At 35.3% G+C, this 20,115-nt stretch carries 14 protein-coding genes and 1 CRISPR repeat array; of the genes, 6 read left to right on the top strand and 8 right to left on the bottom strand.

Going from position 1 to position 20,115, the window contains the following annotated elements; genetic code table 11:
* Window positions 1-16: 16 nt before the first annotated feature.
* Window positions 17-595 (bottom strand): peptidylprolyl isomerase, encoded by a 579-nt coding sequence (locus MM213_RS00635; protein ID WP_241409353.1) that lies wholly within the window; start codon window positions 593-595, stop codon window positions 17-19.
* A gap of 635 nt (window positions 596-1,230) precedes the next feature.
* Here MM213_RS00635 and cas9 point away from each other — a divergent pair.
* The 4 genes from cas9 (at window position 1,231) to cas2 (ending at window position 7,729) form a co-directional block, all read left to right on the top strand.
* On the top strand, window positions 1,231-5,826 hold the full coding sequence (cas9, locus tag MM213_RS00630; protein ID WP_241409352.1) for a type II CRISPR RNA-guided endonuclease Cas9: 4,596 nt from the start codon (window positions 1,231-1,233) through the stop codon (window positions 5,824-5,826).
* Window positions 5,827-5,828: 2 nt separating this feature from the next.
* Window positions 5,829-6,407 (top strand): transposase, encoded by a 579-nt coding sequence (locus MM213_RS00625; protein WP_241409351.1) that lies wholly within the window; start codon window positions 5,829-5,831, stop codon window positions 6,405-6,407.
* 85 nt (window positions 6,408-6,492) lie between these two features.
* Complete coding sequence (cas1, locus tag MM213_RS00620) at window positions 6,493-7,389, top strand: type II CRISPR-associated endonuclease Cas1 (RefSeq protein WP_241409350.1); 897 nt, start codon at window positions 6,493-6,495, stop codon at window positions 7,387-7,389.
* Window positions 7,382-7,729 (top strand): CRISPR-associated endonuclease Cas2, encoded by a 348-nt coding sequence (gene cas2, locus MM213_RS00615; RefSeq protein ID WP_241274647.1) that lies wholly within the window; start codon window positions 7,382-7,384, stop codon window positions 7,727-7,729. The genes cas1 and cas2 overlap by 8 nt, the downstream gene beginning before the upstream one ends.
* Window positions 7,730-7,865: 136 nt before the next feature.
* Window positions 7,866-8,595: a CRISPR direct-repeat array (repeat unit 46 nt; unit sequence GCTGTGATTCCCTAAGGAAGGTACTAATTTGAGAGCAATTCACAAC).
* Between the two features lie 276 nt (window positions 8,596-8,871).
* Here the strand turns inward: cas2 and tyrS are convergent.
* Window positions 8,872-10,164 (bottom strand): tyrosine--tRNA ligase, encoded by a 1,293-nt coding sequence (gene tyrS, locus MM213_RS00610; RefSeq protein ID WP_241409349.1) that lies wholly within the window; start codon window positions 10,162-10,164, stop codon window positions 8,872-8,874.
* A gap of 255 nt (window positions 10,165-10,419) precedes the next feature.
* Between tyrS and MM213_RS00605 the strand changes: the two genes are divergently transcribed.
* Together MM213_RS00605 and MM213_RS00600 are read left to right on the top strand one after the other, a co-directional pair.
* Window positions 10,420-10,764, top strand: coding sequence for a DoxX family protein (locus tag MM213_RS00605; protein WP_241409348.1), 345 nt, complete (start codon window positions 10,420-10,422; stop codon window positions 10,762-10,764).
* A gap of 13 nt (window positions 10,765-10,777) precedes the next feature.
* Window positions 10,778-12,193 carry a DEAD/DEAH box helicase gene (locus MM213_RS00600; protein WP_241409347.1) on the top strand — a complete coding sequence of 472 codons (1,416 nt, stop codon included), beginning with the start codon at window positions 10,778-10,780 and terminating at the stop codon, window positions 12,191-12,193.
* Window positions 12,194-12,302: 109 nt separating this feature from the next.
* On the opposite strand, the gene MM213_RS00595 is transcribed toward MM213_RS00600, so the two are convergent.
* The 6 genes from MM213_RS00595 to MM213_RS00570 all read right to left on the bottom strand — a co-directional run bounded on the left by MM213_RS00595 (window position 12,303) and on the right by MM213_RS00570 (window position 20,095).
* Entirely contained in the window at window positions 12,303-12,986 is a 684-nt protein-coding gene (locus tag MM213_RS00595; protein WP_241409346.1) for a LytR/AlgR family response regulator transcription factor, read from the bottom strand.
* Between the two features lie 551 nt (window positions 12,987-13,537).
* Window positions 13,538-14,944, bottom strand: coding sequence for a sensor histidine kinase (locus tag MM213_RS00590; RefSeq protein WP_241409345.1), 1,407 nt, complete (start codon window positions 14,942-14,944; stop codon window positions 13,538-13,540).
* 750 nt (window positions 14,945-15,694) lie between these two features.
* Window positions 15,695-16,582: a dienelactone hydrolase family protein gene (locus tag MM213_RS00585; RefSeq protein WP_241409344.1), complete on the bottom strand. Its 888-nt coding sequence runs from the start codon at window positions 16,580-16,582 to the stop codon at window positions 15,695-15,697.
* 167 nt (window positions 16,583-16,749) lie between these two features.
* A complete protein-coding gene (locus tag MM213_RS00580; protein ID WP_241409343.1) occupies window positions 16,750-18,102 on the bottom strand; it encodes a metal-dependent hydrolase family protein in 1,353 nt (450 codons plus the stop codon).
* Window positions 18,103-18,221: 119 nt separating this feature from the next.
* On the bottom strand, window positions 18,222-18,773 hold the full coding sequence (locus MM213_RS00575) for a DUF1697 domain-containing protein (protein ID WP_241409342.1): 552 nt from the start codon (window positions 18,771-18,773) through the stop codon (window positions 18,222-18,224).
* A gap of 143 nt (window positions 18,774-18,916) precedes the next feature.
* A complete protein-coding gene (locus MM213_RS00570; RefSeq protein WP_241409341.1) occupies window positions 18,917-20,095 on the bottom strand; it encodes an aspartate aminotransferase family protein in 1,179 nt (392 codons plus the stop codon).
* Window positions 20,096-20,115: the final 20 nt, after the last annotated feature.

Below are 20,115 nucleotides of genomic sequence, written 5' to 3'. Positions count from 1 at the left end.
GATTTTGTCAAAACTATCAGGGATTTTCTACCATGTTCTTGATTTCTGCCTTTGTCATTTGGATGATTTTCACAGACATAGTAATAGGAGTTAGCGGTTCATCATTTGAGTCTCTTTTTACCAGGACAATTTTATCAACAACATCCATCCCCTTGATTACTTGACCAAATACTGTGTAATTATCATTCAAACGATGTAAGCCATTTTTATTTTGCACAATATAGAACTGACATCTTGCGGACAATTTCCCTGGATTATCATCTCTGCCAGCACCAACTGCCCCGTACACATGGGTGATTCCTTTTACAAACTCAGGTTCGAGCAGATAATCAGGATCTGTAAAACCTTCCTCTGTATCAGGACAGCCAGCTTGAGCCACAAAGTTTGGAATCACTCGATTGAAACTCAGGGAATCCCAATATCCGTCAGAAGCAAGCTCAACAAAACTTGCTTTATGCTTTGGAGTCTCAGCAAACAGCTGAATGTAAATTGTTCCTTCAGTTGTTTCTATGACTCCAATTGGTTCTGTACTTTGTGCAAAACCTTGCAACGCAAACAAGAACATCAATAGGTAAAAAGGTGTTTTTAGGTTCATTTGGCTAATATAGGAAACTAGAATCAAATAACATTAAAAAGGAAGACTCCTCATTTTTGTAATGGTTATTGTCTTAAATCAGCAAACCTTTTTGGTTTTATTAATAATCAGGTTTTTATAAATAGCGTGTAAATGAAATCAGGAAGGTTTTCGGATTTCTGGGATTTATGAAATTTAGAAAATCATAAAAATTTAATCTATTCTAAAGATTTACAGTAATTTTTTTTGTGTCAAATAGTGTCAAATAGCAAAAATACCCTGTAGTTGGTATTTTTTTAAAAAAAAGATAGTGTTAGTTTAGGGATGGATTAATTGGAGGCTAAAAAAGGAGTAGAAATTGAGCTCTGAAATTGTTGAGGTAATGAATTTTCGTTTTTGAAAAGATTGCTTGAAAATTTTTTCAATAAAATTACAAACAATGACTTTTGATAAAATTATTTTCAGTGAAGTATATAAGCTAGCCGATCTTATTAACAGTTCGTGTAAGTATTTGCTATGTTATAATAAAAAAGACGACCTCGATAGAAAAATCTATCGAGGCCCTCTTAAATGTTTTCACAACGGAATAATCCTTATTGTGAATTGCTTCAAATTAGTATTTCAAAGATAGTAGATAAACTCAAAAATAAAAATATATGAAAAAGATTTTAGGATTGGATTTGGGGACTAACTCTATCGGTTGGGCTTTGGTGGAACAGGATTTTGAACAAAAGAAAGGTAAGATTTTAGGAATGGGGTCTAGAATTATCCCTATGAGTCAAGATGTTTTGGGAGAATTCGAAAAAGGAAATTCAATATCTCAGACAGCGGAAAGAACAAAATTGAGAGGAGTTAGAAGGCTTAGAGAAAGACATTTACTAAGAAGAGAAAGGTTATTAAGAGTTTTAAACATATTAAACTTTTTACCTATTCATTTTTCTAAACAAATAGATTTTCAGGAAAAGTTAGGAAAGTTTATTGGAGAGTCAGAACCAAAATTAGCGTATGATGATAACAAGTTCATTTTCAAAAATTCGTTTGAGGAAATGCTTTCAGATTTTAAATCTAGTCAGCCAGAGTTTGTTGACGATGGAAAAAAAATCCCATATGACTGGACTATTTATTATTTGAGAAAAAAAGCCCTTTCTAAAAAGATAGAAAAAGAAGAGTTGGCTTGGTTAATACTAAATTTTAATCAAAAAAGAGGCTATTATCAGTTAAGGGGTGAAGATGAAGAGGAGAAGCCTAACAAATTGGAAGAATTCTATTCTTTAAGGGTAATAGAAATCAAAAACGATGATAGTCCTAATAGGAAAGGCGAAACATGGTATTCATTAACCTTGGAAAATGGTTGGGTTTATCGTAGGTCAAGCAAAGTCCCAATGGATGATTGGTTAGATAAATCGAAAGATTTCATTGTGACAACAGATCTAGATGAAGATGGTAATGTGAAATTAGATAAAGAAGGAAATGAAAAAAGAAGTTTCCGGGCTCCAAGCGAGGATGATTGGGGACTTAGAAAGAAAAAAACTGAAAAAGAAATAAAAGATTCTGAAAAGACGGTTGGAGAATTTATCTATGATAACCTGCTTACAAACCCTAAACAGAAAATTAAGGGTGACTTAATCAGAACTATTGAAAGAAAATTTTATAAAGAGGAAATAAACGTCATTCTAAGATCACAGAAGCGATTTCATCACGAACTTGCAGATACAGGAATTTTATCGGATTGTATCCGGGAGCTATATAGGAATAATATCTCACAGCAAAATCTTCTTTTAAATCAGGATATCATTCACCTTTTGGTTGAGGACATTATATTTTACCAAAGACCATTAAGAAGTCAAAAGTCCTCCATATCAAATTGCCCCTTAGAGGCTAGAGTTTACAAGGAAGATGGCTTAGAAAAAGTGATTCCTTTGAAGGTAGCTTCAAAATCTCACCCATTATATCAAGAGTTTAGATTGTTACAATGGATAAATAATCTAAGAATTATTAGAATTAAGGATGAAAAATATGTAACTGAAAATTTTCTTGGCAACCTTGATCAAACTGAGGACCTTTTAAACTTTTTGATAATCCAAAAAGATATTGACTGTAAAAGGTTAATGACTTTCTTTCTTTCAAAAGAAGGATTGAAAGGAAAGGACTTGACTAAAGAAAGTTCCAATTATAAATGGAATTACGTTTATGATGTGGAGAAAGGAGAGTCAAAAGTATATCCTTGTAATCCAACAAGATATGAAATTTTAAAAAGGCTTGAAAAAGTTAAAAACTATAACTCTGAGATTTTTACAGATGAATTTGAAGAATCACTATGGCATATAATATATTCAGTAACCGATAAAATAGAATTTGAAAAAGCTCTGAAATCATTTTCTAAGAAAAATGGGCTTGATGTTGAATCTTTTGTAGAGAACTTTAAGAAGACACCTCCCTACAAAAGTGATTATGGAGCATATTCACTTAAAGCAATAAAAAGGTTACTCCCATTAATGAGGTTTGGATCTAATTGGAATTCAAAAAATATTGAAGCTTTAACAATAGAACGGATTGAAAAAATATTGAACGGTGAGTTTGATCTAGAAATTAAAGATAAAATCAGAGAACTTTCGAAAGAGTTTACTTCTATTGAAGATTTTCAAGGACTACCTGTTTGGTTTGTAAATTACTTAGTTTATGGTAGGCATTCTGAAGCTTCAGAAATCACTAAATGGAATTCAAGTGAAGAATTAGAATGTTTCATAAAAGAATTCAAACAACATTCATTAAGAAATCCAATTGTTGAGCAGGTGATTGTTGAAACTCTTAGAGTGGTAAAAGATATATGGGTTAAATATGGAAAAGGTAACATGGATTTCTTTGACGAAATACATATAGAGCTAGGTAGGGATATGAAAAACCCAGCTAGTGAAAGAGAGAGGCTTTCAAAAGTAATATCAGAGAATGAAAATACTAATCTTAGGATTAAAGCATTTCTGGCTGAGCTATTACATGACCCAGATGTTTACAATGTAAGGCCATTTTCACCTATGCAGCAAGAAATCCTCAAAATCTATGAGGAAGGTGTTTTAAAATCCAGTATTGAAATTCCAGATGAAATTTTAAAAATCAGTAAAACGGCGCAGCCATCAAAAGCGGATTTACAGAGATACAAATTGTGGTTGGAACAGAAATACATGTCTCCATATACAGGTAAAGTTATTCCCTTAAATAAGCTTTTTACTTCAGCATATGAAATAGAACATGTAATTCCTCAATCGAGGTTTTTTGATGATAGTTTGAGTAATAAAGTCATTTGTGAAGCAGCTGTTAACAAGCTGAAGGATAAAATGATGGGGTTTGAATTTATTAAAAATTTCCATGGTCAAAGGGTTACTTTAGGTATGGGAGAAGAAGTTGAAATTTTTTCTGAAAACGCATTTAAATCTTTTGTCCAAGAAAATTATTCAAAAAACCCTGCTAAGAAAAGGAAGTTATTGATGGATGAATTACCGGAAAAAATGGTTGAAAGGCAATTGAATGATACGAGATACATAAGTAAATATATTACCTCTATTTTATCAAATATTGTAAGGTCTAATCAAAATGACTCTGGGTTTAATTCGAAGCATATTATTCCGGGAAATGGAAAAATCACCAATGAGCTCAAACATGATTGGGGTTTGAATGATATTTGGAATGACTTAATCCTTCCGAGGTTTGAAAGGATGAATCAAATTTCGGCAAGTACTGCCTTCACTGCATGGAATAAAAACCATCAGAAATTCTTACCGACTATTCCAATTGAGTATGCAAGGGGATTTAAAAAAAAGAGGATTGATCATAGACACCATGCTTTGGATGCCCTTGTTATTGCTTGTGCGACAATAGATCATGCTAATTATTTGAACAATGAGCATGCATTGGGTAAAAGATATAAAGGAAAGGATGAAAAAATGAAACGGAGATTTGATTTAAAGCATAAGCTATGCTACAAAAAGACCAACTCTGATTCAACTGAAAATTTTGAATGGGTTTTTCACAAACCTTGGGAATCTTTCACAATTGAAACAAAAGAACATTTGGAAAAAGTTGTTGTAAGCTTCAAACAAAACCTTAGGGTTATCAACAGAACCTCAAATAAATACAAAAGCTATTTTGATGAAGAAGGCAAGTTAAGAAAAGATAAGAGTGGCAATCCAGTAAAGGCTCATACTAAACAAGTTAAAGGTGATGCTTGGGCTATCAGAAAGCCTATACATAAGGATACTGTATCAGGCTTGATTGAGCTTAGAAAAGTTAAAACTGTTGCTTTAAGGTTGGCTTTGGATAATCACAATGCCATTCTGAATAAGAAGCTTAAGAAAAAAATAATTGAGCTCAAAAACCTTAATTATGACAATAAACTTCTTTTTAAATTTTTCAAAGATAGAGAATATCAATTTGAAGGAAAAGATGTATCTAAAGTAGATATTTATTTTTTCGAAAAGGATCTGGCTGCATCTAGAGTTTCCTTAGATACATCTTTTTCAGAGAAAAAAATCCAATCTATCACAGATACTGGAATTCAGACTATACTTCTAAATCATCTTAATAGTTATAGAGGTATCAAAAATGATAAAGGTCAAATTATTGATCCTGAAACGCTAGCATTCACCCCTGAAGGTATTGATGAAATGAACAGAAACATTCAAACCTTAAATGGGGGGAAATTTCATCAGCCAATTTATAAAGTTAGAACTTATGAAACAAAAGGTAATAAGTTCCAAATAGGACATAAAGGGAACAAAAAAGCCAAGTTTGTAGAAGCAGCTAAAGGAACCAATTTGTTCTTTGCTATATATGTGAACGAGGAAGGAAAGAGAAGTTATGAAACAATTCCATTTAATATAGTAATGGAAAGACTTAAACAAGGCCAAGGTCCAGTGCCACTCTTAAATGAAAAAGGAGATAAACTCTTTCTTCATTTATCTCCAAATGAATTAGTGTATGTACCGGAACTTGAAGAAGATGTTAATACCATCGATTTCAATAATCTTTCAAAAGATCAAGTTGATAGGATTTATAAAATGGTAAGTTGTACTGGATCAGAATGTCATTTTGTAAGAGGTGATATTGCATCACTAATTAAAAATTATGATTCAAAAACAAAAATTGGGGAGCTTGGAAGTTTAAATAAACAGGAATTAACAATCGAATCTTACATGAGAATTAAAGAGTGTTGTTTAAAACTGAGTATTGATAGAATAGGAAATGTCTATAAATTCTAAAAATGGAACTAGGTCTATCTTACCATATCTTTAACCATGCCAACGGAATAGAGAATATCTTCCGAGAAGAGGAAAATTATCGCTTTTTCTTACAGCAGTACACTAAGTATTTGGGGGAAATGGTAGACACCTATGCCTTTTGTCTGATGCCAAATCATTTTCATTTGCTAGTCTGTGTAAAGTCAGGTTTAGACCTGCCAGGTTTTCAAAACCTGGCAGGTCTTTCTCCTACCAAGCTTGGTCATGCCTCAAAAAATCCGGTCAAGAAAGCTTTTAGCGATTTTTTTAATTCTTACTATAAAGCTTTTAACAAAAGATTTGAAAGAAGAGGAAGCCTTTTTGTCGAACATTTTAAAAGAACCCCCATTCTCGACGAAAGACAATGGCAGGAACCTTTCTTTTATATCCACCTTAATCCGGTAAAGCATGGTTTTGTCAAAGATCATGCAAACTGGAAATGGTCAAGTTGGCATGCATATCAGAATCCCGAAAAACCTTCAAATGTAGAGAGAACTTATTATAATAATTTCTTTGATGGCCGGGAGCATGTGAAAAATATGATGGAAATGAAAAAGGAATGATTAATCAATAAATATTTGGAGTAATGAACGCAAAGACCTGCCAGCCCGCCGCGGCGGACTGGCAGGTCTTTAAATTTAAACTTATATGATCAAAAGAACCCTTTTCTTCGGTAACCCTGCTTATCTCAGTACCAAAAAAGAGCAGCTGCATATTTCTTTCCCTGAGGCTGACAAGGCTGATAAGACAGTCCCAATAGAGGATTTGGGGATGATTGTGCTGGAAAACCAGCAGATTACCATTACAAATGGTTTGCTAGCGAAGCTTACCGACAGGAAAGTGGCCGTAGTATCCTGCAATGCCCAACATCTTCCAGAAGGCTTGTTGCTCCCCATGCAGGGACATACAGAACAGACGGAGCGGGTCAGGTATCAGTTGGAAGCATCCCAACCGCTCAAGAAAAACCTTTGGCAACAAACCGTCACTTCCAAGATCCGAAACCAATATGCTTTATTGAAGGAGAAGGGAAAGGAATCCAAACGCATGGAATATTTATATAAAAATGTGACTTCGGGTGATTCGGGCAACCATGAAGCCCAAGCTGCAGCAATCTATTGGCAGGAATTGTTTGATGTCCCTGATTTCAATAGGGGACAAGTGGGAATACCTCCTAACAACTTGCTCAATTATGGATACGCAATTTTGAGGGCAGTTATTGCACGAGCTTTGGTATCTTCAGGAATGTTACCTGGAGTAGGTATTTGGCACAGAAATAAATACAATGCGTATTGCCTTGCGGATGATATTATGGAGCCTTATAGGCCTTATGTGGATTTGGTGGTGTCGCATATTGTGGAAAACCAAGATAATTATTCCGAACTCAATACAGATCTTAAGAAAGAGTTGCTTAATATTCCTGCATTGGATGTGAAAATAGATGGTCAAAAGAGTCCTTTGATGGTTGCAGCATCTAGGACTACAGCTTCATTGTTTGAATGCTTTGCTGGGATCAGCAGAAAAATCATATACCCCGAATATGGATGAGAAATATTTCTCGCGACTTAATCAATACAGGAGTTTGTGGGTCTTAGTTTTTTTTGACCTACCAACAGAAACCCGCAAGGATAGAAAAGTAGCCACTTCTTTCCGGAAAAAACTGCTGGACGATGGTTTTGCAATGTTTCAGTTTTCGATTTACATGCGATTTTGCGCCAGTCGTGAAAATGCCGATGTCCATATAAAGCGGACTAAGAAAAATCTTCCTCCAAAAGGGAAAGTTGGTATCATGGCAATTACTGATAAACAGTTTGGGATGATGGAAATATTTTTCGGAACAAGTAAGCAGGAAACAGAACCACCAACTCAGCAATTGGAATTATTTTGAGTGGGGAAAGTAGGGAAGATCTGGCAGGTTTTGAAAACCTGCCAGATCTGAATATAGATTTTATTAAATCAATCATTTTTTTAATTTCTAAAAAAGTCCTTAAAAAACAGCATACCAGCCACTTAACGTGGGGTATGCTGTGATTCCCTAAGGAAGGTACTAATTTGAGAGCAATTCACAACTATTTGTTATTTAATCTATAAATTTATATTGCTGTGATTCCCTAAGGAAGGTACTAATTTGAGAGCAATTCACAACTTGCCCGCCTGGAATATGACGCTCGCGATAGCTGTGATTCCCTAAGGAAGGTACTAATTTGAGAGCAATTCACAACTTACATCAGGAAGTTCAATGGATGGTTTGGGCTGTGATTCCCTAAGGAAGGTACTAATTTGAGAGCAATTCACAACTCTTCCCTGATAAGGTTTATTTGCTCTATGGCTGTGATTCCCTAAGGAAGGTACTAATTTGAGAGCAATTCACAACCTTCCCAATTAGCTCCTTTCTGTTCATATAGCTGTGATTCCCTAAGGAAGGTACTAATTTGAGAGCAATTCACAACTGATAGGCATACACCAGTTTTTAACCTTATGCTGTGATTCCCTAAGGAAGGTACTAATTTGAGAGCAATTCACAACCTATCAGGCTTTGCAAATCTGAAATGCGCAGCTGTGATTCCCTAAGGAAGGTACTAATTTGAGAGCAATTCACAACGCTAAAGAGGTATTAGGGTCAATATTGGATGCTGTGATTCCCTAAGGAAGGTACTAATTTGAGAGCAATTCACAACCACCGATAACCTTGCCAAGATCCTGATAGGGCTGTGATTCCCTAAGGAAGGTACTAATTTGAAAGCAATTTATATAGGATTTCGAGTTAGAGTGATATTCACTTTGAATAAGAAGAATGTATATAACCGATTCTTTTTCAACACAATGAATGAAATTAGCTAGATTTAATTTGTTGAATTTTATAATTGATTTACAAGTACAATTATATTTCATTTAAATGTAAAATGACTCTAGAAAAACATTCCTAGAGCCATTTTGTTAGTATTTTAGGCCATATAACCTATTTAAATTTCGGGACTAAATTCATTATATCCACTCATTGGAGGTGAATTTTGAATCATTTGTAAGAACCTAAACCACCTCAATAATATAATAATTCTTCTTTCCTTTTTGAACAAGCAAATATTTGCCTTGTAACAAAACGGCTTCTACAGAAGCATTAGGATCGTTGATTTTTTCTTTGTTGATGCTTACACCTCCGCCTTGAATCATTTTTCTACCTTCACCTTTTGAAGGAAAGATAGCTTGGCCTGCTTTTTCAGCCAAAAGATCCAATACAGTACCTGTGCTTTCAAAATCTGTTTTTGAAAGCTGTACTTGGGGAACGCCATCAAATACTTGTAAGAATGTCCTCTCATCCAATGCTGCCAAATCCTCTGTGGAAGATTTTCCAAATAGAATATCAGATGCTTTGACAGCCATTTCATAATCTTGCTCACTATGAACCATGACCGTCACTTGCTTTGCAATTTCTTTTTGTAAGGCACGCAAATGTGGAGCTTCTTGGTGTTCTTTTTCTATCTGCGAAATTGACTCTTGGTCAAGAGTAGTGAATATTCTTATATACTTAGCTGCATCTTCGTCTGAGACATTTAGCCAAAACTGATAGAATGCATAAGGTGATGTTTTCTCTGGATCAAGCCATACTGAACCTCCCTCGGTTTTCCCAAATTTGGTACCATCTGCTTTGGTTATCAAAGGCACAGTAAGGGCATATGCAGATCCAGACCCCATTCTTCGGATCATTTCTGTCCCAGTCACGATATTTCCCCATTGATCGGAACCTCCAAGTTGGACGCTCACATTGTTATTTTTCCACAGATGGTAGAAATCATACCCTTGAATCAACTGGTAAGTAAATTCTGTGAACGAGAGTCCATTTCCATCTTCCAGTCTTCTTTTTACAGAATCTTTGGCCATCATGTAATTGACGGTGATATGCTTTCCGACATCTCTGATAAAATCCAAAAATGAAAAATCAGCCATCCAATCGTGATTGTTTACCAACTCAGCTTTATTTTCAGAACCCTGATTGAAGTCTAGAAATTTCCCCAACTGTCTTTTGATACAGGAGATATTGTGGTCTAAGGTTTCCTTATCCAAAAGGTTTCTTTCTGCTGATTTGAAACTAGGGTCACCAATCATACCAGTAGCTCCACCAACCAAAGCGAAAGGTTTGTGTCCCGCTCTTTGGAAGTGTAAAAGCGTCATTACACCCACCAAATGACCGATATGCAAAGAATCTGCCGTTGGATCGAAACCTAGATATGCAGAAGCCATCCCTTTATTTAGGTGTTCTTCGATTTCTGGTGTCATGTCCTGAAGCATTCCTCTCCAGCGCAATTCTTCGATAAAGTTGTTCATTGTAATCAGTTTGTTGTTTTTTGAAGGTGCAAATATAGTGGATTGTTTTTGGAAGCAAGCAAGCTACGTTTCTCCATTTTCCCTTTTCCAGTACTTTTGAAATGTAAATGAGTTTCGAAACCATTCAACCTGCTGAATAGTGAAAATAAAAAGGAAGTATGATGAAAAAAGGAGGGATTATTGCTTATGTGAGAGTATTGTGATACATTTAGTCTCAATATAAACATTGATCACCAATTACAAGAGCAATTCTACATGCATTCATTTTTTCTTTATTTGATGAGTGGCCTATATGTTTTTGCTGGAGTGATGCATTTTCTGAAACCGAGAATGTTTCTACGCATAATTCCACCGTATATTCCTTATCCCAAGATAATGAATGCAATGGCAGGAGCTTTTGAAATTCTTTTTGGAATTTGTTTGTTGTTTCCTCTGACGAGGCAATATGCAGCTTTTGGGATTATCATTTTATTGATAGCAGTTTTTCCTGCCAATCTTTATATGTATCAAAAAGGAGCGAAAGGAATACCAAAATGGGCCTTGCTGCTTCGACTGCCTTTACAATTAGCATTGATTGCATGGGCTTATTTATATACTTAAAATCACTATAGTTTTGAATTTCAATAGTTTTAATTTTGAGGCGTCATTACAAGAAGGACTTGACGCCATGGGTTTCGAAAAGCCAACCCCTGTACAAGAAATGGCAATCCCAATTATTTTAGAGGGAAAAGACATCATCGCATGTGCACAAACAGGCACAGGAAAAACAGCAGCATTTATCCTTCCAGTATTGAACAAAATCGCAAAGTTGGGAGACAACAAGCTTAATACTTTGGTATTGGCACCTACACGCGAACTTGCTATACAAATCGATCAGCAGATTCAAGGTTTTGCTTACTTTTTGGGAATCAGTTCGATTTCTATCTATGGAGGAGGAGATGGCTTGGTCTGGGAACAGCAAAAGCGCGCTTTGGAACAAGGTGCTGAAATTGTCGTAGCCACACCGGGCAGACTTATAGCATTATTGGCAGGAGGTAAAATCAACCTTGATAGCTTGAAACATTTGATCCTGGATGAAGCTGACAGAATGCTCGACATGGGTTTTTCTGATGATTTGCTCACTATTGTGAATTACCTCCCGAAGGATAGACAGACTATCTTGTTCTCTGCTACAATGCCTCCTAAAATCAGACAGTTTTCCAAAAAGCTTCTAAACAACCCTGAAGAAGTAAGTTTGTCTTTGGGCAAAACTGCAGAAGGTGTTACACAAGCAGCGTACCTAGCTTATGATTCTCAAAAAGAGGATTTGGTTAAACACATCTTAAGGCAGAAAGATTACGAAGCAGTGATCATCTTTGCATCTACAAAGGATAAAGTAAAAAGCCTCTTCAAAGTATTGAAAAAAGATTTTGAAGTAGAAGCTTTTCATTCTGACCTAGAGCAAGTTGAGCGTGAACAGATCATGTCAAGGTTTAAGAATAGAGCACTGAGGATTTTGGTTGGAACTGATATTATTTCCAGAGGAATCGATGTGGTAGGAATCGAATTGGTAATCAACTTTGATACGCCAAATGATCCAGAAGATTATGTCCACAGAGTTGGTAGGACTGCAAGAGCTGACAGCAAAGGAGAAGCGATCACTTTTGTCAATGAAAAAGACAAATTCAAATTCAGTAGGATAGAAGGCCTAATTGGAATGGAAATAGAAAAACTCCCTTTGCCAGAGGGTTTTGAAGCAGGTCCAAGCTATTCATCTTCAGCGAGCGCCAAGCCGAAAAGTGATTTTAAGAAAGGTAAAAAGCCTGCAAGTCATGGAAACAAATCTTCCAATCATCCAAAATCTGATCATAAACCACATAGAAAACCGAGGGAAAATACAGCTCAACCACATGTAGTCAAAGATCAGGAGAACCCAGAAACACAAGGTGGCTTCAAGCCAAGACAGAACCCTAAAGTGGAAAAAAGTCCTGAGTTTGATCAGAAACCGAAAGAATCAAAGTTCGGATCTAGAAAAAATGTGATTGATTAAAACACTATTGAATAGATATAAATTTGTCCTTTAAGTAACTTCTAAAATACTTGAAGGACTTTTTTTTTATTTGTGTCAAGGATAAATATTCCTAGGAAGTTAAACCTGATTACTGCTTCAATTTATCTGCTAAAGCATCATAAAAACTACTGCTCACGGGAGCTGTTTTGCTTTCAAGGGTAACTTGATGTTTTTCTATTTTTTGAATCTTTTGGGTATTGATCACGAACGATCTATGGGTTTTGACAAAGTGGGAGGGTAGAAGCTTTTCTGTTTCTGCCAAAGTCATTCTGCTAAGAATTTTTTCTTTGGCAAGGTGGAAATTAACATAATTGCCATTTGCTTCGCAAAAAAGAAGCTCTTCAAAACTGATTTTCACTTGTTCGTAACCTGTTTTGATAAAAATAAAGCTATTTAATTGGTTCTGCCCATTTTTAAGTTCGAAGAGTTCTTGGGCTTTCTGACAAGATTTCAAAAATCGACTGAGGTTGAAAGGTTTCAATAGATAATCTATAGCATCCAATTCAAAACTTTTGACAGCATGCTCAGAATATGCGGTCGTAAATACCACCATACTGTCTTTGGGAATCAACGTGGCTAATTCCAAACCAGAAATATCAGGCATCTTGATATCCAAAAAGATCAAATTCACTTGATTGGTTTTAAGATATTCTAGGGCTTTGATGGCATCTGTAAATATTTCCTTAAGTAGAACAAACGGAACCTTTGAAGCGTGGTTTTTCACGACTTCCAAAGCCATTGGTTCGTCGTCTATAGCGATAGCTGTTAACATTCAATTTTTGATTTTAGAAGGTAGATTTTAGATATGGTTGGGAATTATTTTCAGGGGTGGATTGGAAGATTGAGGGGTAATGGTTGGAATGTTTTAAAGTTGGAAAGTTTAAAGGTTTTGTGAGATTGGAAGAACTTGTCCGCCGTGGTGGATTAGAAGATTATAAGAATTTGTCCGTTGTAGTGGATTGGAATATTGGTATCAGATAGGGCTTTCTAGTATTTTAATTGTGTTCCTTTAATCCTTGTCTCGTTCTGAAAATAGTTGACTCTTTTTCTTACAAATAGTAGAGTTCAACCCGCTTCGGGGTTGTTGCTCTTCATCATCCTCGTTATTCCCCGCATTTCATACGGGGTTATTGAAGGTTTAACCCCTTTGGGGGTAGTGTTTTCTGAATCCACATTAATCCTCAAGTTGCGACCCAGGGTTACTTAAAGTTTTACCTCCCGTGCCGATAGTTATTGGCAGGGGACAGGCACTTCGTGGTTTTCATCTCGTTATACATCTTACTTGTCTCATGTATCACATCTCATATCTCATTTCTCTCATTTCTAAAGCTTAATACTCAAATGTACAAAATACTCAAGATCATTTTCTCTTACTATCAAATCGTGCTTTTCTGGATAGAGGATATTAAGTCTTTGTTTGACATTTTCTAAGCCTATTCCGGATGATTTTCGTTCAGGATCCTCTTCGTTGCTGCGATGTATGCTGTTATTGACATCCAAATGTACTGATCCATCAAGGCAACGCAAACTTATTTTGATCCATGATTTTTTCTGAAAACTGATACCATGTTTGAATGCATTCTCCACAAATGGAATTAATAACATGGGTGCGATTTGGCCAGGGCAATTTTCCTCGCTGTGGCTAAAGACAATTTCTACATTTTCTTGGTCTTTGAGTCTTAGGTTTTGAAGATCTACATAATTTACCAAGTATTCCTTTTCCCTTATTACAGGAATTTGGTCTTGATTGTTTTCATGAAGCATGAAGCGCATCATGTCGCCAAGCTTTTGGATTCCTTCTGCAGTATTTTCAGCATTTTCATGTAATGCATTTCCGTAAAGTGTGTTCAATGCATTGAATAGAAAATGTGGGTTGATCTGGGAACGCAGAAAGGAGAGGTCAGCTGTACTACGATCTACTTTTATGTTAAGCGAGTTGATTTCTCCTAAATAATTGTCATATTTTTTAAAAAAGAAATTGGATATTGGGAATAGAATAGCAATAATTCCAACAATTATAACAATCCCAGGTATCAAAAACTCAGGATCTCCTTTTCCTATTGATATGAATATAAAAATGCCAGCAATGATAAATATCAAAAGGATATAAAATGCATTCGCTTCACCTTTTCGCCCTTGCTTTTTCAGTCCATAAACCAAAAAGAAATTATAGAGAATCAATGTTAAAATTACGGGAATGAATATTGCAAAAGTAAGGAGAACTACTTGACCAGCAATTCTTTGAAACTGAAAGAGAAAAATTACTAGAAAAATATAAATTAAAACAAAACGGAGGATATTATAAGGTTGTAAATCTTTGTTTATGTCAGTTAATAAGATTTGATTTAGAATATAAATAATGGCTCCATATCCTGCATAGATAGCAAGGGAATTGAAGTAAAAAGGCATTAGAAAATCTGAAGTAAAATTAGCCCCAACTGAAAATGCACCAATGGAAATAAAAGATCCAAAAAAGGTTAAAATTGAATAAATGATTAATTTAGATTTTTTTCCATCTTGGAGAAAATTTGGAAATATTTTCATGTGGAAAAAGTAGAAGGATGCCAAAAATATCAAAGGGATAAAGATTTTGGCAAAATACACCATACTTTGATCGAAATCAAGGTTGAATGTACGTGTTGTCACCACATTGGAAAGGATGATACTCACAAAAAGGAAGGTAACTACCCACCACTCAATTTGTCTAAATGGTAAAATTCTGTCTTTCATAATTTATTGAATATAGTGTCTGTTGATTGAATTGAAGTAGAATCTATGGTAATATTTTCCAATTTGTTTTTTTCTATTTCACTTTCCTTTTTTGCAAATAGGATGAAATTGTAAAGCAATCCTGTAAATATCAAGAAGTAGTAGATTCGTTTATTCCTTTTCATTGCTCGAAAATTAGTATGACACAAGAATAAGTGAACTCTTAAAATCCGGCAAAAAAATGTGATGAAGTAGGGGGATTTAGGGATGGATTTGATGATATGTTAATTGATTTTGCTTTCTACAAAATCTTTGAAAATGATAAAATCATTTTGATTAACCATTGCAGATTTTGGGATCCATATATTCCTCTCGGATTTATTTGAAATAAGGTTTCTTTATTTGAATAAATCTCAATTACTTTCAAATTGACAATTAGACATTTATTAATAAATTATTATGATTATCCGCAATTACACCAGCATGTGTTTTTATCACAAATAATCTTGCGGATAATTGTCAACTGTTGACAGCTAACGGCCCACAGCGCTTCAAATATACTATTTTAGATTATTTTAAGTGGCTACTGGTGTAAAAGCGGATATACATATAAATTATTTTCATAAAACCCTTTTCCCTAAAAGTTTAAAAATGAACTTGTTCGACTTACCAAATTTAAACCTTAAAACTTCTTTATTTTACAATCTTAAAACCTTAGTCTGGTGAGGAGGATAAGTTCTTTCAATCTTAAAATTTTCAAATCTTCAATCCCTAAACCAGCTTTTCCCTAAAAAACTTCACTGTTCTTTCCCATGCTAATTTTGCACCTGCTTCGTCATATCTTGGCGTAGAATGATTATGGAATCCATGATTAAGATCTCTGTAAAAATGTACTTCATAAGATTTGCCATTCTTATCCAATGCTTCTTTGTAAGCTTCCCAGCCTGCATTAACTCGAGTATCCAATTCTGCGAAATGTAATTGTAAAGGAGCATTGATCGAAGGTACATCTTCTTCACTGGCTTGACCTCCATAAAATGGAACAGCAGCCTTCAGTTCGGGTACACGGACTGCCATCATATTTGAAATCCAACCACCAAAACAAAATCCTACTACCCCAATGTTTCCGTTGCAATCAGGATGATTTTTTAATGTTTCGAATGCAGCAATAAAATCTTCCAACATTTCATCTCTATTCCTTTTGGCTTGCATCGTTCGGCCTTCATCATCTGTGCCTGGATATCCGCCAAATGGTGTCAAGGCATCGGGTGCTATTGCTATAAATCCATCCAATGCACATTGATGTGCTACATCTTCTATATATGGATTCAGTCCTCTATTTTCATGGACTACAACTATGCCAGGGAGTTTGCCAGTCATGCCAGCGGGCTTTGTCAAAAGTGCTTTCATCTCACCAGCTCCTTTTGGGGAGTCATATTTTATATATTCTGCCTCAAAGCGATTATCACCTATCTCAAAACGCTTTGCTTGAACATAATTGGGCATCAAAAAACTCATCAAAGCAGTCAATGTTACTCCACCTGCTGTATATAGAGAAAGTCTTTCTACAAATTGTCTTCTATCTATTTTGCTGTGGACATATTCATCGTAAATATCAAACACATCCTGGCTAATAACTTCTTTCTTGATTGGTTTCATTTTTTTTGGTTGTAGGTGGTTAGGTAAATTAAAAACTATTCGATTTCATAAGGACCGTTAGCTTTAAATAACAATAAACAATCTACTAAAATTGTTTCAGGAAGAACCAAAATATTTTTTAACGGAAAAAATTCAATATAAAAGATCACAAACCATCATTTATAGATTCATTCTGCATTGTTTTTTACAACCTTGCCATCCTTGATGATTACAGAAAACTTATCTGCATACTGGGAAAGAATTCCAATATTCTCAAGTGGATTGCCATCTATCAAAATCATATCGGCTAAAGCACCTTCTTCAATTACTCCTAACTTTCCAGAGTATGGACTTCTTAATCCCGAAAGCGCCAATAATTGGGCATTGTCATGGGTTACCATTTTTAAGATTTCATAAGGAGTAAACCATTTTTCCAATTTCACAATGTAGTCATTTTGAGTATCCATCAAGGAAGGTTCGAATAGAAAATCTGTACCCCATGCGAGTTTCATTTTTAATTTTTTGGCAAGAGGCCAAATCACTTGTTGACCTTCCAAGACGGGAGCGCGCTTGATGATTCTACTTTCATCCATGTCTGATGTATTGTCCACCAATCTTTGGGTACTAAGCCAGACACCTTTTCTTTTCATAAGTTTCAAAGTTTTTTTATCCAAAAGTTGACCATGTTCCACACATTTTACTCCTGCTTTTATAGCTCTTTGCACTGCTCTGTTGGTATATGCATGGACAGTCACGTAGGTTCCCCAATCTTCTGCGGCATCAACAGCAGCTTTCATTTCATCGAAAGTATATTGAGTCACATCCAAAGGATCGTAAGCTGAAGAAGTTCCACCTCCGGCCATAATTTTGATTTGACTGGCTCCCTCACGCAAATTTTCCCTTACTGCTGTCAATACTTCGTCTCTACCATCAGCAATAAATGTGGCTCCGACAGATTCGGCCCGCGAGATTGGTCCAAAGAACCGGCGTGACTTTTCATGTGGCAATCTCATATCTCCATGACCAGAAGTCTGACTGATAGTTGCTCCAGAAGGCCATATCCTTGGACCTGATACTTGTCCTTCATCAATAGCTTTCTTCAGAGGGAAGATTGGCCCACCTGCATCTCGAACTGATGTAAAGCCTCTTAAAAGCATGTTTTCGGATTGAGTAGACACATTTTTGAAGATAACATCTTCTCCTAGGTCAGGAGATGCCATTTGAAGCATCGAAAGGGATCCGAAGATCATATGAACGTGTACATCAATCAAACCAGGAATTATCGTCTTTCCAGTTCCATCTATCAAAATCACATTTTCTCCAACTGTGATAGGGTCTACTGAAATCTTTGTAATCTTATTTCCTTCGATCAATATGTTTCTTTTCAAAAGTAGATTTTTACTTTTCCCATCAAAAACATTTACTTGGTTGATTAGTATGTTTTTAGTCTGATTGTATTGGGTTGCATATGCAAAAACTGAAAAACTAAATAATAAAAATGTGATTATCAATTTCAGAGCAATACTTTGAGCTTTACTCATGTGTTGAAAAATCAAATTTGGAAGATAGATCATCTTCTTTGATGTTTCAATTGTCAAATAATATAAATATCGAAAATCATAAATAGCACGCATATTCTGAGAGTAGGTTCTAGGGTTAATTAAAGTTTTGCAATAATCTTCTCGATGGTATTCCAATTTCTGGTAGTAATGTCTTTGCCAAAGTGTTTTTCTAAAATATCCATTCCCTTGGGTGAATTGATCTTGCTTAAATCCAATATACTGGTAATTATTCGATTTCGAAAATTAAGTATATGAAATGATTCATCTGATGTAGACCATGGAGTAGTCAATGGCTCAACAGGTTTTTCCTTGCAAAAAGAGATATAAAATCTGGTGTCTTTAGTATATTCAATTTTTTCGAAGGGTTTAGTATTATATTCATTTTTTAAATCATCGGCGGAAATCACTATTGTTGGAATAGCAAAGCCAAACGTAGATAAAAAAGACTTTTCTAACTGATTCTCAATATGAAAAATATTATTATCGTAACTATCAAAAATAACATTTCCAGAATTTAAGATCGTGACTACATTTAAAAAACCTGATTTATTTAAAAGTTCTACTAGATCTTTCATTGGTACTTTATGGTGTCCGCCAACATTAATTCCTCTTAAAAAGGTTACTAATTTAATTGGGGTTAACTTCTCCATAAAATATATTTAAGAAATGACTGTGTAAAATATTGGCTTTATCAGATAAAAATACTGAGAAATTTTTATCAAAAACACAATGAACATGAAATTAAACTGAAATATAATATTATTTTAGTTTCAGAAGTTTAAGAGTAGTAAGCTTACACGTCAATTGCCTTGAGAATAATTTGGCAAGCATCATGAATTTGAGATTCAGTGATTACCAAAGGAGGTGCTATACGCATTGCATCATCGCAAAATAAGAACCAGTCGGTTATAACACCTAACTCTATCGCTCTGTCAATAATTGGCTTCAACACCTCAAAGGATTCAAACTCCACAGCCATCATCAAGCCTTTGTTTCTAATACTTTTGATCTTTGGATGTACTAGGAGCTTTTTGAATAGATTAGCTTTATTTTCTACATCTTCAATCAATCTTTCTTCTTGGATTATTTTGATCGTTGCTAATGATGCTGCTGCACTGACAGGGTGACCACCAAAAGTAGTAATATGACCTAATAAAGGGTTGTTTTTGAAAACTCCCATTACTTCTTTATTAGCAATGAATGCACCTATTGGCATCCCACCACCCATTCCTTTTGCACACACGAGGATGTCCGGAACTATACCAAAATGCTCAAAAGCCCAAAATTTCCCTGTTCTTCCAAAACCAGCTTGGATCTCATCTAAAATCAACAAAGTTCCTGTTTCATCGCAACGCTTTCTCAACGCTTTGAAATATTCCGTACAAGCTACTTTGATCCCGGCTTCTCCCTGAATCGTTTCGATGATTACAGCAGCAGTGTTTTCTGTGATTTCCGCAAGTTGATGAAAAGATCCATAAACAACATTTCTAATACCAGGTAGGAGGGGTCTGTATGACCTTTTGAAAATTTCATTTCCTCCCACCGAAAGCGCTCCTTGGGAAGATCCGTGGTAAGCATCTACACAAGAAATGATTTCTCTTTTGTTGGTGAAGCGCTTCGCGAGTTTTAGAGCCCCTTCTACAGCTTCGCTTCCGCTATTTACCAAGTACACATTGTCAAGATGAGCAGGTAAGGTATCGCAAAGCGCTTTGGCTAACAATGCTTGTGGACTTTGGACATATTCTCCGTATACCATCAAGTGAAGATATTTATCCAATTGCTCTTGAATTGCAGTCAAAACTTTGGGATGTCTATGACCAACATTGCTGACACCAATTCCTGATATCAAGTCAATAAATTTTTCTCCAGATGGGCCATACATATAAATTCCCTCAGCTTTTTCGATCTCGATCATCAAAGGAAAGTCTGTAGTTTGCGCAAGGTGGGAGAGAAATAATTGTCTGTTATTCATTGTGAATGGTAATTAATCTT

This window comes from Belliella alkalica, from assembly GCF_022549785.1.
In the GTDB taxonomy this organism is placed as follows: domain Bacteria; phylum Bacteroidota; class Bacteroidia; order Cytophagales; family Cyclobacteriaceae; genus Belliella; species Belliella alkalica.
This window is presented reverse-complemented; position numbering and strand designations above follow the sequence as displayed.

Excerpts from the sequence above, each read along its gene's own strand:
- MM213_RS00625 (WP_241409351.1), top strand. The coding sequence starts at position 5,829 with ATGGAACTAGGTCTATCTTACCATATCTTTAACCATGCCAACGGAATA.
- MM213_RS00575 (WP_241409342.1), bottom strand. The coding sequence starts at position 18,773 with ATGGAGAAGTTAACCCCAATTAAATTAGTAACCTTTTTAAGAGGAATT.
- MM213_RS00570 (WP_241409341.1), bottom strand. The coding sequence starts at position 20,095 with ATGAATAACAGACAATTATTTCTCTCCCACCTTGCGCAAACTACAGAC.
- MM213_RS00595 (WP_241409346.1), bottom strand. The coding sequence starts at position 12,986 with ATGTTAACAGCTATCGCTATAGACGACGAACCAATGGCTTTGGAAGTC.
- MM213_RS00605 (WP_241409348.1), top strand. The coding sequence starts at position 10,420 with ATGCATTCATTTTTTCTTTATTTGATGAGTGGCCTATATGTTTTTGCT.
- cas1 (WP_241409350.1), top strand. The coding sequence starts at position 6,493 with ATGATCAAAAGAACCCTTTTCTTCGGTAACCCTGCTTATCTCAGTACC.
- MM213_RS00585 (WP_241409344.1), bottom strand. The coding sequence starts at position 16,582 with ATGAAACCAATCAAGAAAGAAGTTATTAGCCAGGATGTGTTTGATATT.
- MM213_RS00580 (WP_241409343.1), bottom strand. The coding sequence starts at position 18,102 with ATGAGTAAAGCTCAAAGTATTGCTCTGAAATTGATAATCACATTTTTA.
- cas2 (WP_241274647.1), top strand. The coding sequence starts at position 7,382 with ATGGATGAGAAATATTTCTCGCGACTTAATCAATACAGGAGTTTGTGG.
- cas9 (WP_241409352.1), top strand. The coding sequence starts at position 1,231 with ATGAAAAAGATTTTAGGATTGGATTTGGGGACTAACTCTATCGGTTGG.
- tyrS (WP_241409349.1), bottom strand. The coding sequence starts at position 10,164 with ATGAACAACTTTATCGAAGAATTGCGCTGGAGAGGAATGCTTCAGGAC.
- MM213_RS00590 (WP_241409345.1), bottom strand. The coding sequence starts at position 14,944 with ATGAAAGACAGAATTTTACCATTTAGACAAATTGAGTGGTGGGTAGTT.
- MM213_RS00635 (WP_241409353.1), bottom strand. The coding sequence starts at position 595 with ATGAACCTAAAAACACCTTTTTACCTATTGATGTTCTTGTTTGCGTTG.